The sequence below is a fragment of the Caballeronia grimmiae genome (assembly GCF_022879615.1).
GTDB classification, from domain to species: Bacteria; Pseudomonadota; Gammaproteobacteria; order Burkholderiales; family Burkholderiaceae; genus Caballeronia; species Caballeronia grimmiae.
In genome coordinates this window covers 22,974-37,576 of record NZ_CP084275.1, presented here as the reverse complement: position 1 = coordinate 37,576, position 14,603 = coordinate 22,974, and the positions used below count along the sequence as shown (strand labels likewise).

The 14,603-nt window shown below is 57.9% G+C and carries 11 protein-coding genes and 1 pseudogene; 9 read left to right on the top strand and 3 right to left on the bottom strand.

Annotated features, from left to right (window positions below; translation table 11 throughout):
- Positions 1-77: 77 nt before the first annotated feature.
- From LDZ21_RS26475 to LDZ21_RS26455, 5 genes and pseudogenes are all read left to right on the top strand, one after another.
- Positions 78-488, top strand: a complete 411-nt coding sequence (locus LDZ21_RS26475; RefSeq protein WP_342346305.1) for a metal-dependent hydrolase — start codon at positions 78-80, stop codon at positions 486-488.
- Complete coding sequence (locus tag LDZ21_RS26470; protein WP_244797566.1) at positions 475-999, top strand: hypothetical protein; 525 nt, start codon at positions 475-477, stop codon at positions 997-999. Before LDZ21_RS26475 ends, LDZ21_RS26470 begins: the two co-directional genes overlap by 14 nt.
- Positions 1,000-1,044: 45 nt before the next feature.
- On the top strand, positions 1,045-1,416 hold the full coding sequence (locus LDZ21_RS26465) for a hypothetical protein (protein WP_244797565.1): 372 nt from the start codon (positions 1,045-1,047) through the stop codon (positions 1,414-1,416).
- A 126-nt stretch (positions 1,417-1,542) separates the two neighbouring features.
- Positions 1,543-4,036: pseudogene (locus tag LDZ21_RS26460) on the top strand (adenosylcobalamin-dependent ribonucleoside-diphosphate reductase).
- A 187-nt stretch (positions 4,037-4,223) separates the two neighbouring features.
- Complete coding sequence (locus LDZ21_RS26455; RefSeq protein ID WP_244797564.1) at positions 4,224-5,471, top strand: DUF1173 family protein; 1,248 nt, start codon at positions 4,224-4,226, stop codon at positions 5,469-5,471.
- 58 nt (positions 5,472-5,529) lie between these two features.
- On the opposite strand, the gene LDZ21_RS26450 is transcribed toward LDZ21_RS26455, so the two are convergent.
- Positions 5,530-6,513, bottom strand: a complete 984-nt coding sequence (locus LDZ21_RS26450) for a tetratricopeptide repeat protein (RefSeq protein ID WP_244797563.1) — start codon at positions 6,511-6,513, stop codon at positions 5,530-5,532.
- 45 nt (positions 6,514-6,558) lie between these two features.
- On the opposite strand from LDZ21_RS26450, the gene LDZ21_RS26445 reads away from it, so the two are divergent.
- From LDZ21_RS26445 to LDZ21_RS26430, 4 genes are read left to right on the top strand one after another with little or no spacing between them, the layout of a single operon-like run.
- Entirely contained in the window at positions 6,559-7,002 is a 444-nt protein-coding gene (locus LDZ21_RS26445; RefSeq protein WP_244797562.1) for a lytic transglycosylase domain-containing protein, read from the top strand.
- Complete coding sequence (locus LDZ21_RS26440; RefSeq protein WP_011876128.1) at positions 6,999-7,265, top strand: hypothetical protein; 267 nt, start codon at positions 6,999-7,001, stop codon at positions 7,263-7,265. Before LDZ21_RS26445 ends, LDZ21_RS26440 begins: the two co-directional genes overlap by 4 nt.
- A gap of 4 nt (positions 7,266-7,269) precedes the next feature.
- Positions 7,270-8,919, top strand: coding sequence for a GspE/PulE family protein (locus tag LDZ21_RS26435; protein ID WP_244797561.1), 1,650 nt, complete (start codon positions 7,270-7,272; stop codon positions 8,917-8,919).
- A complete protein-coding gene (locus LDZ21_RS26430) occupies positions 8,882-9,439 on the top strand; it encodes a thiol:disulfide interchange protein DsbA/DsbL (protein ID WP_244797560.1) in 558 nt (185 codons plus the stop codon). Before LDZ21_RS26435 ends, LDZ21_RS26430 begins: the two co-directional genes overlap by 38 nt.
- Positions 9,440-9,618: 179 nt before the next feature.
- On the opposite strand, the gene LDZ21_RS26425 is transcribed toward LDZ21_RS26430, so the two are convergent.
- Both LDZ21_RS26425 and LDZ21_RS26420 read right to left on the bottom strand, forming a co-directional pair.
- Positions 9,619-13,131: a conjugal transfer protein TraG N-terminal domain-containing protein gene (locus LDZ21_RS26425; RefSeq protein ID WP_244797559.1), complete on the bottom strand. Its 3,513-nt coding sequence runs from the start codon at positions 13,129-13,131 to the stop codon at positions 9,619-9,621.
- Positions 13,132-13,143: 12 nt separating this feature from the next.
- Positions 13,144-14,595, bottom strand: a complete 1,452-nt coding sequence (locus LDZ21_RS26420) for a conjugal transfer protein TraH (protein ID WP_244797558.1) — start codon at positions 14,593-14,595, stop codon at positions 13,144-13,146.
- Positions 14,596-14,603: the final 8 nt, after the last annotated feature.

Genomic DNA, 14,603 nt, shown 5'->3' with positions numbered 1-14,603 from the left:
CGTTATGTATTGTTTTTATGAGTTCGTTCGTGGTCTTTTCCCAACGAATAGTGGGTTCCAGAAATAAATAGGGATGGATGCGGGAGATGAGTTCAAAAACGGCCCATTACGCGGCGGGAGTCGTGCTCGGCGCCGGCGTTGTTTATGCAACCGTCGATGTCTTCTCAGGCTGGCAACTGCTGACCATTTTTGTGGGATGCCTCATGGGCTCAAGCGCCCCGGATACGCTGGAAATCAAGTCGTGGATATGGGGGAAGCGGATCTCTCTGATTCCTCACCGCACGATTACGCACTGGCTCCTCGGATGGATTTGCGTGTGCTTGTGGGTCGCAGTACGAGCGGTTGAGGTCGGAACGTTTGGTTGGTGCGTCGCCTTCGGCTTCTGTCTGAGCGGCCTGTGCCACGTGATCATGGATGCCACGACACCGATGGGTGTTCCGGTGCTTCACCCTTACAGGCGGTCGAGGAGGCATCGTGGCTGCCGATAATCTCGGACTGACGGCCATCGAGGCCGCGATGCTCACCTACCTGGTCCCGCCCGCGATTGCAGCGCTGATGTTGCGATCGCTTTCTGGACGGATCGCCGTCTTCGCGCTTGCAACGCTCACGGGCACGATGGTTCACGAGCTCCTCCATGCCATTGTCGGAGCCTTGACGGGCGCTCGCCCCATCTCAATGAGTCTGTTTCCCCGTAGATCGGCGGATAAGCGCGGCTACGTCATGGGATCAGTGACATTTGAGAATCTTACCTGGTACAACGCAGCGCCAGCTTGCCTTGCTCCCCTGCTCGGTTTGCCTTTGCTGGCGTTCGTGGCATGGCTGCGAGTGAACGGCGGCTGGCATTTCGAAGCGTTGGACATCCTGCTATGGGCGCTTCTTGCACCGCAGTTTCTGACGTGCTGGCCGTCTTCGACGGATCTGCGTCTTTCTCTCCTTTCCTGGCCTATCTATCTCGCGGCTGGCGCAATCGCCTGGTTCGCATGGATTCCGCATCCATGAGTCGCATATCCCACCGTCAAAACAACCTTGCATCAGGAGTTCAAGATGAACATTGAAGGCGGCAAAACGTGCGGAAACTGCACGTCCTCCGCAAGAGCGACCGTGAGGGGTATGGAGGGGATGCTGTGGTGCCAGACCGGCCAGGCTGCGCGTCGAGCCGGGATCATCACTGTCCAGGCCGTGTATCTGAATCCCAATCGCGCCGGCTGCGGCGACTTCAACCTTCGCGTCGGACCTATTCCCGACGCGGTCATCGAATCGCCGCAGGCGCCCGCCCCCGCCGTACCTGAAGGCAACGGCCAGCCAGACGAGTCGATTCTGCCTTGGGATCTGCCCGAGCCGACGCGCGATAAGCAGCCAGAGGCTGAGCCGCCACCGAACAAGGGAGAGGCTTTCTCTCCGGATTTCTTTCTCTAATCCAGCAGCAAAGCCCTCTCGTCTTGTTGCGAGAGGGCTTTTTTATTGCCACGTGAATCACATTACCGATTGCAAGGAGCACGGCGACTTAGCGCCGAAATTTTCAACTCACTCAGGAGTATCAAGATGAATGCAAATGAAAAGATTGTCCATGGCGCGATGCCGGATCAAACCATCTCCGTCGAAGTTCTGCGGGAGAAGTATGCGAAGGGCGATGAAGTCACGGTAGCAGACGTGCGTCGCCGCGTTGCTCGCGCTCTGGCGGCAGTGGAAAGCCCGGAGATCCGAGCGGAGAAGGAGATTGTGTTCTACGAAGCGCTGGAGCACGGATTCGTTCCGGCCGGACGCATCAACTCGGCTGCCGGCACGGACATCAAAGCGACGCTCATCAACTGCTTCGTCCAGCCGGTCGGTGACTCTGTCTCGGAGTACAAAAACGGTGTGCCGGGTATCTACCCCGCGCTTTTGCAGGCGGCGGAGACGATGCGTCGCGGCGGAGGAGTCGGCTATGATTTCAGTGAGATCCGTCCCGCGGGTGCATTGGTAGTCGGAACGTTTTCGCGCGCATCTGGCCCCGTTTCCTATATGAAAGTCTTCGACACATCTTGTGCGACCTTGGAGTCGGCGGGCGCCCGGCGCGGTGCACAGATGGGCGCGCTTCGCGTCGATCACCCCGACATCCTGACTTTCATTCACGCGAAAGACAAGGGTGACTTGACGAATTTCAACATCTCCATCGGCGTGACGGACGCATTCATGCGTGCGGTTGAGCGGGACGAGGAAGTTGAACTCTGGCATGCGGCGGAGCCGCACCCGGATGTTAAGCAGCCCGATACGTACCGTCGTGAGGACGGGACATGGGTATATCGAAAGCAGCGTGCCCGGGAAATCTGGGAGGCCGTAATGCTCTCGACCTACGATCATGCTGAGCCAGGCATCCTGTTCATTTCGCGGATTAACGAAGAAAACAACCTTCACGCCGTCGAAACGATTCGCACGACCAATCCGTGCGGTGAACAGCCCTTGCCGCCGTATGGGTGCTGCGATCTCGGTTCCGTCAACCTGACCATGTTCGTGCGTAACGCGTTCACAGACCAGGCTTACTTCGACTTCGAGGGGTTCAAAGATCTGGTTCGTGTCGGTGTGCGCATGCTTGATCTGGTTCTCGATGCTACGTTTTGGCCGCTCCCGGAACAGCGGGATGAGGCGATGGCGAAGCGTCGGATCGGTCTCGGGTTTCTCGGACTCGGAAGTGCATTAGTCATGCTGGGGATTCGTTACGACAGCGACAAAGGCTGCTCGATGGCCGCGCAGATCTCCGAAGTGATGCGAGACGAAGCCTATCTTGCCTCGATCGAACTTGCGAAGGAGAAAGGCGCATTCCCGGCTCTCGAGGTCGAGCAGTATCTGGAAAGCGGCTTTGCAAAGCGTCTTCCGGAGCACATCCGTGCGCAGATTCGCGAGCACGGTATTCGCAATTCGCATCTGTTGTCGATCGCGCCGACTGGCACCATCACGTTGGCGTTTGCTGACAATGCATCGAACGGGATTGAGCCCGCGTTTTCGTGGACTTACAACCGCAAGAAGCGTATGGCAGACGGGACGCATGAGATCTTCGAAGTTGCCGATCATGCTTATCGACTGTATCGCCACCGCGGTGGCAATACCGACAGCCTGCCAGGTTCGTTTGTGACGGCACTCGAGATGTCTGCGATGGACCATTTGCGCATGCTTCAGGCGGTCCAGCCCTACATCGATACGAGTATCAGCAAGACGGTCAACGTCCCCGCGGATTACCCGTACGAGGACTTTCAGAACCTGTACTTCGCAGCCTGGAAGGCGGGCCTGAAGGGCTTGGCTACCTACCGTCCGAACTCGGTTCTCGGTTCGGTATTGTCGGTCGATGCACCAGCGGCACCAGAGAAAGCAGCAGAGGTAACGCCGATTGTCGGAGAAGACCCACTGCGCAAGCAGTTCGACAGTCGTCCGGCTGGTGATCTGGAAGGTGTCACTTCAAAAGTCGAGTACATGACCTACGAAGGCAAATCGACGGTCTACCTGACTGTGAACTTCATGCGTGTGAACGGCGTGGTTGATGGCAATGAGGTCGAGATCGAACGTCCGGTCGAGTTCTTCATGCCTGCTGGCCAGCGCAATGACGGCCAACAGTGGATCACGTCTAACATGCGGTTGCTGTCGATGGTTGCCCGCTCGGGCGGATCAGTGGCCAAAGCGCTGGCAGACATGCGGGAAGTTGTCTGGGAACAAAGGCACGGTGCGTTACGGCTTCTTCACCAAGGAAGACGGCACGCAGGTTCCGATGTACCATGATTCCGAGGTCGCGGCGCTCGGCTATGCGCTCCAACGCATCCTGATTAAACGCGGGCTTCTGGACGCAGACGGCAATCAAGTACCCGTTGCGGCGCTTGCAAGTCGTCTGGCACGCAGGGATGCAGACAACGCGATCGGCCAGGTGGAAGAGAACCGCAGTCTGGAAAACGGTCCTGTTCCGCTATCGGGTCTTGGTAAGAAGTGTCCCGACTGCGGTGCCCACGAGCTTCACAAAGTGGACGGATGCCAGAAGTGCGGCCAGTGTGGCTACGTAGGTTCCTGCGGCTAAGCCACGGCGCCATCACAAAAAATCGGCCGACAAGACACCATAAGTTGATATATGAAAAACGATAGGTGAAATGTCGTTCGACATAAGCAAAACTAGCTTGACAGGCCCCGGATCGCGAGATTCGGGGCTTTTTTACGTCCGTTTGCGGTCGTGATAGCCTTCTAGAACCCAATCCGTCCCGAGAATCATGGTAGACAACCATCGCACGATCTACAACCCGTCAAATCAAAAGACATATTCGGCAGGCTTTCAAACGGAAACCAATACCCGGGCAAGCTGGCAAAGCGTCCTGAAGACGGCGCATGTAGCCGGTCAGCGCCTTCAGTGTCTTTGCCGTGGCGCGAGGGGCGATGGTGAGCGTGAACTGGAAGTGCGCAACCTGGAGAGCATCTTCTTTCTGGCCAAGAAGAAACTGACTGGGCAGGAACACGATGATGAATGCCGTTTCTACGCGCCAGACCGATCGAAATCGGGCTTGGGGGCTTATGCGGTGGGCGTGGTCGACGACGACTCAGGTGAATTCACGATTCGCGTTGGTATGGGCCTCAAGATGGCTGACGAAACGCCCGCCTCCAGCTTTCATCGACAGACGGAAACGGGTGTTCCCGGTTCCAAGGTGCCTCGAGTGACCCTCGTCGGCTTGCTTCATCTTTTATGGGAGAAATCCCGCCTGAACCACTGTGCGCCGGCGACAGTCGACCTACGTGGAAACGTCGGATTCAGGCTATTGAAAAGCGCCGAGCGCGTGTTTGTTGGCAAGGTGCGTCTATCTGAATGCCTGATGGTCTTCTCAAACACTAAAGCCAGCAAAGCCGTCTTGGAGACATCGGTAAAGCGCCAAAGACGCGCCTTCCTTGTTGCACCGCTCTCTGGTTGGAACTCAAGCCGGCCGGAGGCGGAACAGTTCGGGCTTGCTGACTTTTTACCGCAAATCGAGTTTACATTGCTGGGCGATGTCTGGCGCCAGGCGCTCAATCGCTTCCCGTTGGCGGTTTCGGCATGGCGAAACGGTCACAAAGTCTTGGCGATCGCGCAGTTCGAACCCAACCGTCAGACAGCGTCAAGCTATAGGGGTGAAATAGTTGGAATCGCTCTAATGCAGATAACAGATCACTGGATCAGTGTTGAGTCGAGCTACGAGCGCGAGGTTGCGAATGCCTTGGTTACCGCTTCGCGATCGTTTCAGAAACCACTCAAGTTTGATGCCGATCTCGAGGAGGTTTTCCCTGACTTCGTGCTGCGGGACGCCGGTGGTGAGCGCGGGACCCCCATGGAGGTCTTTGGACGAAGCGACCTCGACTACGCGGCGCGGAAGACGGTTAAGGAGGAGTACTACAACAGGGTCTACGGAGTATCCCAATGGTGGAAATGGGAGCCACTGACAGGCACGGAGATGCCACCCTTCCCCGCTCCAGACTTTGAGACCGGTGATTGACTGAGTGACTAAAGATGCAGCGGTGCAGTATCCGGACTGCCTGGCCGCCGCCCACTGCTCAACTCGTCTGAAGCAAAGTTTTCTGGTAGTCGACACGCTTGTCTCTGCCATGATTGGCGATCCAGTTGTTCGCGAAGTTGATCGCGCGGCGCTGTTCGTCCTCGGTGAGATTGAAGGAGGAGATTGACGCGAGGTTATTGCCAACCTGTTTGCGGCTCATCCCCGTATAGACCAGCCACCACGCCGCGCCCATCATCGGGTTTTTCCCTGTGCCGAGACCGTCGCGATACATAAGCGACACGATGGCGGGTGCATTGGGCTCCGATGCGCTCGCCGCCTTCTGTATCCATGTCCACGCAGCCTGATACTGCTTTCGTTGATAGAGGATGCGCCCCAAGATATAGAACGCTTTCACATTACCCCGGTTGGCGCCCTCGTTCGCCCATTTGTAAGCCTCTGCCTCGTTCTTCGTGCGCAAATAATAGAGGGCCAACTGGACACAGGCTTGTTCTACCCCGGCGTGGATTGCGGAGTCTTTGAAGAGCGCCATAGCGGTCCGCTCATCCTTCTTGACGCCGCGCCCGTAGAAGTTCAGGACCGCGAGGTTGTATTTGGCAAGAGGAAGCTGATCGGCAGCGTGTTTAAAGTAGGCAGCGGCGGCCTTGCTGTCCTGCTTGACGCCCTCGCCATTATCCAGCATGTAGCCGGCGAGATTCTGAGCTCGAGCGTTCCCGTTCTTCGCAAGCGTGAAGATGTCGGCGACCGCATCGGCTCGACCGGACTTCCAGTCCGCGTATAGCTTCATCACCTCACCAGTTTCTTTGGCCGTAGTGAGGAGATTGCCCATCTTCTCCGTGATATCGAGCGTGCCCGTTTCGGCCGGCAACGAATCGGGTCGGGCGCCGCCAACCACCTGGCGTACGGCCTCGGTTGACGGTGTGTCCGGGGCGGAGACGACTTGATCCGCATATACCGGGCAGGATGACAGGACCAGCGCCGCCGCGGCGATCACGTTTCCGCCGTGAAACTTCCAGTGTGTCATGTGATACCCTTGGATTATAGATACGTGTATTGTATTATTCGAGCGATGAAAAAGCTACTGACCACGTTACTGTTCGCCGTACTCGCGGTCGCGAGCACGCACGCATTGGCTTTCTGTTTCAAGGAAGCCGCGGACCGCTACCAGGTCGATGAACGCCTCCTGCGGGCGATTGCCAGAACAGAAAACGCGGCGTATGACCCTCGGTTAGTGATCCGGGATAAGGATGGTTGGGAGTACATCGGCCTGATGATGATCAGCACGATCTGGCTGCCGGAGCTGAAGAAATATGGGATCGATCGCGAGAGGCTGATGGACCCGTGCATCAACGTCAATGTGGGGGCATGGGTGCTTCGCGACGCTCAAGTTCGGTATGGCGCTACATGGAAGTCGGTGGGCGCCTTCAACACCGGAAAGTATTCGGACGACACAGCCGCGCAACGACGGTACATCACCAAGGTTTGGCGGAATTTCAATAAGGAGAGTAGATGAAGCAGATATTTGGTGGTGCCTTTGTTGTGGTCTTCGTTGGCTGGCTGCTCTATGCAGCTTTCGCCGAGCAGCCGTGCGAACGCATCTATCGTGGCGCCGCACCTGTGCGAATCGCTTTCGACGCTGTTCGATGGGGAGGTCACAACTTCCTCACGCAGGACAGCAGGCTCCGGTTGATTTCATGGAGCATCTCTGCCGACGGCGTTACGCAAAAATTCCTTGGTCGTCTTTTTTACGGCCCTTCCCTCGATTGCCGTCAGTGACAACATGAAAGAACCAGACCTCTTTTTCCCGACCGGTTCGCACGATCGCGTTGCTGCGGACTATTTGAACAATATGTTTTTGCGAGCAGCGCAACGGCGGGCCGCAGACGTTCATATGTTGTTTGAGTCCGATACCACACTGATCCAGTACGGTATCTCGGGCGGACTGGTCGAAGTTGACCGTGTCTCGAATTCACTCGCGAAACAACTCGATGACAAGTTGCGCGCTCGCGCGAACATTGCAGCATCGGATCGTCATACCGCTTTGGACGGCAGGCTGCGCCTCAAATTCGAGGACCGCATCGTCGACGGTCGCGTCTCGATCGTGCCCACGATCTCCGGCCAGAAAATCGTCGTTCGCCTGACAGACGATTCGGAATCGGTCTCGACGCTGGCCGAGATCGAGATGACCCCGATGGTGCGTCAATGTCTCTTGGACATCCTGATGGAGCCAAACGGGATTTTCCTCGTTTGCGGTCCCACAGGCTCCGGAAAGAGCACAACGCTATATGCGGCCATCATGGAGTTGCACGATGGAACCCGCAATATATACACCCTTGAGAATCCGGTCGAAAAGATCATTCCGGGCATCACGCAAGTGCCTATCAATCAGCACATGACGTTTGCTGGCGGCCTGCGAGCTGGGCTACGGCAGGCACCGAATGTCATGCTGGTCGGTGAAATTCGAGACCTTGAAACGGCCATGATCGCGATACAGGCTGCTAACACCGGGCATCTTGTGCTGGCAACTGTGCATGCGAACAATTCCGGAATGGCGGTCACTCGACTGTTAGACATGGGTCTTGATCCAAAGACGATTGCGGACGCCCTTCGCGGCGTGTTGTCGCAGCGGCTCGTCGACAAGCTGACGCCGAATCCGGAACGGATGATGCGCGAAGCAACTGAAGCCGAAATGCACTGGATGGAGAATGCCGGAATCCATCATGCTGGCCTGCGCTTCCCCGCGAACGTGACCGAAGAAGACTACGCCGGACGTATGCCCGTCATGGAGATCTTCCGCGCCGATGGCCGCGTGCGCGAGGCAATCCTCTCTCGCGGTGGCGAGATCGATGTGTTCAATGCGGCGATGCGACAAGTGCAGTTCGAGACAATGGCGCAGGCCTCGACGCGATTGGCGGCGGCCGGCTTCACGACTCTGGAACGCGCGATGAAACTGGACCGCGATGAACCACCCGTTCCGGAGATCAAACGCCTGGGGCAGGTTCTGGTCGATCTTGGATGCGCCACACCCGAGCAGACGTTCGCTGCCGCGGAGCAGCAGGTTGAACTGCGAAAGCGCGGCAAGGTGCGACGTATCGGCGAGATTCTGATTGAGACCGGTGTGTGTACCGCACAGCAGGTTATCGAGGCGATCGGTTTCACCGAAGGCGCCCCGGAAATGATCCGCTACTTTGTTTTGAACGGGCGGGTTTCCCAGAGTCTCAGCATTGAGGTCGAAGCGCGATGGCGGCATGAAAGGGCTGGCCAGTCACTGTTTCATCTTTACTTCGAACTCAACCACCTCACACAGGATGATTTCAATGATCCGTCGCTCATTCAATTTTTTGGCCGCCGCGTTGCTCGCACTGCCCGCCCTTACAATGGCTCAGGAAGCAATGCAGCAGGTGTCAACGCAGCCGCAGCTACCGTATAGGGAGGTCGCGCCGAAGGCGGAGGACAGCAAGAAAGCGCTGATCTTCATTTCATTCACGTGCCCGGTATGCGCGGGATATCACGAACAACTGGCAAAGTGGGCGAAATCCTTGCCGCCGGGATGGAAGGCAGAGTTTGTTCCCGTCGTGGAGCCGCAGCGGGACACGGTGATTGCTGCGCGAGCCTTCTATGCAGCCAAGCTCGTGAATGCGAGTTACGTTCCGACGTGGATGACGTACGCGTTCTCGGCAATTCAGGACCGTGGGATGCCTGTCGACGACGGCAAGACGTGGGACTACATTGCTCGCAGTTCGCACCTCGATGGCTTCGACGAAGCGTGGAAGAAGGTGGATGAGAAGTCGCTCAGAGATGCATTCGACAAGCTGGTCAGCTATCGGATCGACGCGACGCCGTCGATCGCGATTGGCGGGCGTTACGTGATTACCCCGGACAACACTAACGGGGATCAGGAACTGTTCTTCAAGCTGGCAAATGGGATGGTGTCGAAGTCGATGAACTGATCGCCCGCGTCTCTCGACGTAAGAAAGCCCAGCAAGCGAAAGCTGCTGGGCTTTTTGTTGGTCGCTCAGCGGGGGAAGTATCTATGTGGACCTTCCCCTGCCGATCGGCGCGAGCACTGCCCAAAAAAAAGCCCCTCTTTGGAGAGGGGCAGGACTTCAGTTTGAGCGATGCAGATCCGCTATCGGCCGCGCACACCCTTTCGAAGGTCGCGCACTTCCTTCTCGTGCTCGAGCTCCTGTTGATGCACGTTCGCCTCGTACTTGGACATCGACAGCCATGCCGCTCCGCCGGCGGATTTCCCGGCAGACGCAACCTGTGAAGATGCGTTCTTGGCAACGAAGCCGATGGTGGCATCTTTGGGCAGCCCACCTTCGCCGAGGCTAGCACCGAATTTTTTCGTGTAATCGGTGGCCGTTTCCGCCAGGTGTTTCTCGGCGCCGATGACGTTCTTGCCAGCCTTCGCGTATGCGTCAAGGAATTCGTCAGTGCTCTTGAAGCCCATATCAGCAACTCGCCGAGCGTCAAGCGTCCGTCCCCCGCCCAGCAATGCGCCATTCTTGGACGTGAAGGCTGCCTCCATCGCTGTCTTCTCCTTCAGTGCGGCCGACACCCCCGCTTTGGCCGCTTCGACACCCTTCCAGCCTTCTTGCGCGACGCGAGACAACTTCAGCACCTTCATGCCGCCGCTTGCGAGACGTACCGCCGGAATCATCGTCATACCGATCTCGATTCCAGCCGCAAGTACTGGATGCGCCTGCTCAAAGTCCCCATATGCCATTCCGGCACCGGCAAGCGCATTCTGTACGGTTCCAACTTCGCGATGGAACACGTCCTGCACTTGCTCAGCCGAGAGCACCGGAACCGATGCCCCAAGATCAGCACGCTGATCCGCAATCGCCTGGTCCACGCCACCGGTCTTTGCACCGAGCTCGGCCCGATGTGCGTCGAAATCGGGGATTGAGTTTGCCGCAAGCGCGTTCACCCGTGACTGAAGGTCGTTCATGTTGGCAGGGCTGCCGCCCGCAGTCGGTGCACTCGGTGCAGCGGCGCGGGTCGGTGCCACCCGATGATTCGCTGGTTGCCGGGCTGCCGGGCCGCTACCGCCGCCTGTTGCGGTTGGACCACTCCCCGGCGCCGACGCTCCGCCCGAGGGCGATGGGGCGCTGTGAGCTAGCACGTGAGGGTCGCGCAGACTGAGCGCTCGGCGTGACGGGTCCGCGGGGACTGCGTTCGCGGCTGCGCCGACATTTTGGTTAGCGTTAGCGTCGAAGTCTTTCGGAGCGCTGACGCCACTCAACATCGACAGCACCGTCGCCGCACCAACCATGCCGCCCTTATGGCCCGCGAGCGCCATGAAGCGCGCAAGCTCCTCGCCTCCGCGAATGTCACCTGCACGCGCCACCTGCCCCCTCGCGGCCTCATAGCGTGCGTGATAACCGCTGTCGTTCAGGTGTTCAGCGTGATCCTTGTCCAGTTCTGCTTTCGCGGCCGGGTTCGCGAGAATTTTCGCGCCCAGCTCCGATCCTTGAACGGAAAAATCCGCTCCGACGGAGTTTTTCAGGCTGGTGGCTCGCTGGAAGCTCTGCTCGGCTTGCTGGACGCGCCCAATGGACTCGCGAGCAGACGCAGCCAGACCTTGGGCAGTCTTGTTGTCGTCGCCGACATAGTGATCAACCGCGTGCTGCGCCTTGTTGGTAATGCTGGTCGCCCAGCTTTCGTCTGTCCCGATCTTCGAGGACATCGAGCTCTGAACCTCCTCAGCGCTCACTTTGCCCTTGCTGGCGTTGGCGATAGCTTGTGCAGTTACTTTTACGCCGCCAAATGGGCTACTAAAGCCGCCGGAAGCCTCCACCCCTGCTTGCACGGACGACTTCTGCTCCTGGCTGAAGCCAAGCCGGTCCATCATTGCGTTTGCCTGCTCGTGGACCTGACTTGCCCGGCTCGAATAGTCCTTGGCGATGCCGCTGATGTCGGAATCCGACACCTTGGAGCCAGTGGAGTGGGTTTTCATCTGATTCAGCAGTCGCTCGAAGCTTTGTGCGGCTTCTGCACGACTCGACGCAACCTGCGCTGATGCGCTAGACACGCTGTTGTCCGTCGCTTCACCCATCCGGAAGCTCGGAAGCGATGCGTCGGTGCGCAGCGAGCCCGACAGTCGATCCCCCGTTTGAGAAGGGCCGTACTTGGCCGCCGCGCCTACGTCGACGAGCCCGCCATTCTTCAGCAGATCAGGGCTCGATTGCCTCTCGTCGACGTGGTCACGCCCAGACCAGCGACCGGCGAGTGACGTGACTGCCATCGCTGAACCGGTGAGCATCGCCAATGACACAAGCGGCGTGGCAGCAAGCATATCTGACGCCACCGATAGGCGGGAGGCCAGCAGATCGTAGTAGATCGGTGAGAAGTTGCCGAGTGTCAGACCGTTCGACTTGATCTCGGCGAATTTGCTGAGAACGTCATTCTGTATGTACATCTGGATGACAGCGGCGAACGGGAGCCAGCTCGAGGTCCAGATACCGAACAGGAGATACTTCACATACATCCCGAGCGCACCACCGCCCTTCATTACGCCGTAAATGACAACCAAGGGCGCAAACCCGAAGAACATGAGCTGCATGAAGATCATTGCAGGCATCATCATCTTCGAGAAGAACGAGCCGGCCGCAGCAGCGTCGGTACGACTCTGCTCGAAAGCCTGCGTCATCTGCACGTTGCACATGTCATAGCTCGCCTGGGACCCGTTCGCTCCCATGCAGTTGAACGTATTGGTAATCGTGTTGTACGTCAGTGCGTTGGACATAAAGGTCGTGGCGGACTGGGCTGCCTGCCACGTTGCGGGAATGAGGCCCGCCCACGCGTTCGCCGCATCGTCCTGTGTATAGGACGCACCGTGCGGATTCTTGTCCTTCATGTTCTGGTTCATCAGGTTCATGAGGTTCTTGTTAGAGCCTGAGAAGAACTTGCCGAACACGTCTGTATCGATCAATGCCTTTGCCTGACTGCAAGACACCGATTGCGCCTGTGGTGTCGGCGAAGGATTGCCAGCGGCATCGGCGGACGGCCAATACGTGGTCAGTCCGTTGGGGCGCCCGTTCTGAAGGATGTAGTCGACCGAGTTGGCCGATTGCTTCAGTGCATCCATGGAGAAAGTGTCGGAATTCGGGATGCAGTCCAGGATGAACGATCGCAGGCTCGCGTCGAGATTCGCATCGGCGTTGTCGAAGCCTCCTCGCAGTGAGAAGAGAATCTTGAGGGGCATCATGAAGCCCTGCTCACCGACGGCCATGTAGCTTCCGCTCGTAGCTTGGAACGCGGTGTTAGCCAACTGGAAGATCCGGTTACTCGCCGTGGTGAATGCACTCGCTGGCACCGAAATGATCAACGGCACGTTGTCCACCTTGGCAACGTTGCCGGTGTAGATGTCGTTGATCATGACGGAAGTCGGGATGGTCGAAGTCCAAACGACAGCGAACAGCCCGAACATCCCGCTAATCGGCCCCATAACGCCGGGCACAGATCCATCACTCTGTTTCCCGATCATGTACAGGATGCCGGAGATCAGCATCACGAGACCGCCGACCATGAACGCACTATTCAGAAAGCCCTTCTGAGCGAAAATCATGGCGACGGCATTCAGCGTCGCGTAGAAGGAGCTAACGTCCCCCAAGACGTAGATATTGAAGCTCGGCATGTGCGCCCCTCGTTATTTGATCGGCGGCTTCACGAAGACAGCCGGGTTGTTTTCACTGATTGCCTTCGAGTAGGCGATCGCAGCATTCAACTTTTCGAAGTCGGCAGAGGAGCTGGTGCGGAGCTGAATAACCTCGTTCAAGAGGTCACGCTCGGCAGAAGAAATCTTCTCGTCCTTCGTGTATGTCGTACCACTGAACGCGGCTTGCGCAGCGACAAGTGCTGACTCGGCATATTTGAGTGTGAGCTCGTCGGTCACGATCGGCGCCGTGAGCACGGCCATCTGCGCGGCGGCCCCGGGCATCGACTGCACTTTCTTCATCAGACCCAGCACAGGGGCGCTGATGTTGCCGATGAACGTCTTCTGCGCGGACGTAAAGTCACAAGCGTTGCCTGAGCACGAGACCAGCTTGCCGACGATCGAATCAGTCGAGATGGATCGGCCGGCTGCATCGCCAAACAGCATCAGATTGACGTAGCCACTCACACCGCCGAATGACAGATTCTGTTTCGAGATCTTCATGCACTTGTTGAGGTCGTATCCATCAGCGCATCGCAGCGCATACATGGGCTTGTTGCCGCTCATGTTTCCGTCTTTGAGGTCCAACAGGCGGATGGTCGGCGCCCAATAGCGGCCATTGTCGACGGCGACGCTGCCATCTGAAGCGGTAGTGTCAGAACTGTTCTCCGGGCCGTTCACGACAGTGCCGATCAGGCTCATGACAATCTCGTTGGCGCCGTTGGCATCGGTCTCGCCGGTCTGGGGATTACCGAGCATTTGTCCCGCTTGCGTGGTGTTCAGGGCCATCCACGTCAGGTTGCCGAGCTCGGGCTCTTTGCCGGACTTCTGGACGTTTCGCGTGACTGTGTTCGCGTTGGACAGGAACGAATCGATACCAGAGAACATGTCGGTGAGCATGCCGGACTTCGATCCCGTCTCGGACGACACGTTCTCGTCGACAAATGACCGAATCGCGCCACTGACGCCGGTTTTGTCCATGATCGTAGTCGCGAGCGCGCACGTGTTTTTCATCATGGAGTTCAACGCGGCGATCTTGTTCTGGAAGTCCTGCATCAACTTGCCGAGTGCCGGGTTGATCGCGTCGATCGCTGCCTTGAACGCGACGCCAACCGCATTGGCGGCGATCTGGCGGAACAGCGCGACGAGCTGGTCAGCGTTGATGAACGAGAAAGCACCCCCGAAGAGGTCGATCCCGCCGCAACCGGCCGACAGTCGTGGCGGATCAAAAGAGATCAGGTTGATGTTCCGGATAGGCATGCGTACCGACGCACCACCCCCGACCAGTCCCCCACGCGACTGGTTAGTAAAGCTGTCCGGCGTGGTCGAGTTCGACATAAACATGCCGTCGAGGGCGTCTTGAAGCCCAGCGTTTGCCGTCGAGGACATCCCCACGCTGCAAACGAGCGACATCAGGAGGATGACTCGCTTGAATCTCATTTTCATGTGCTTGC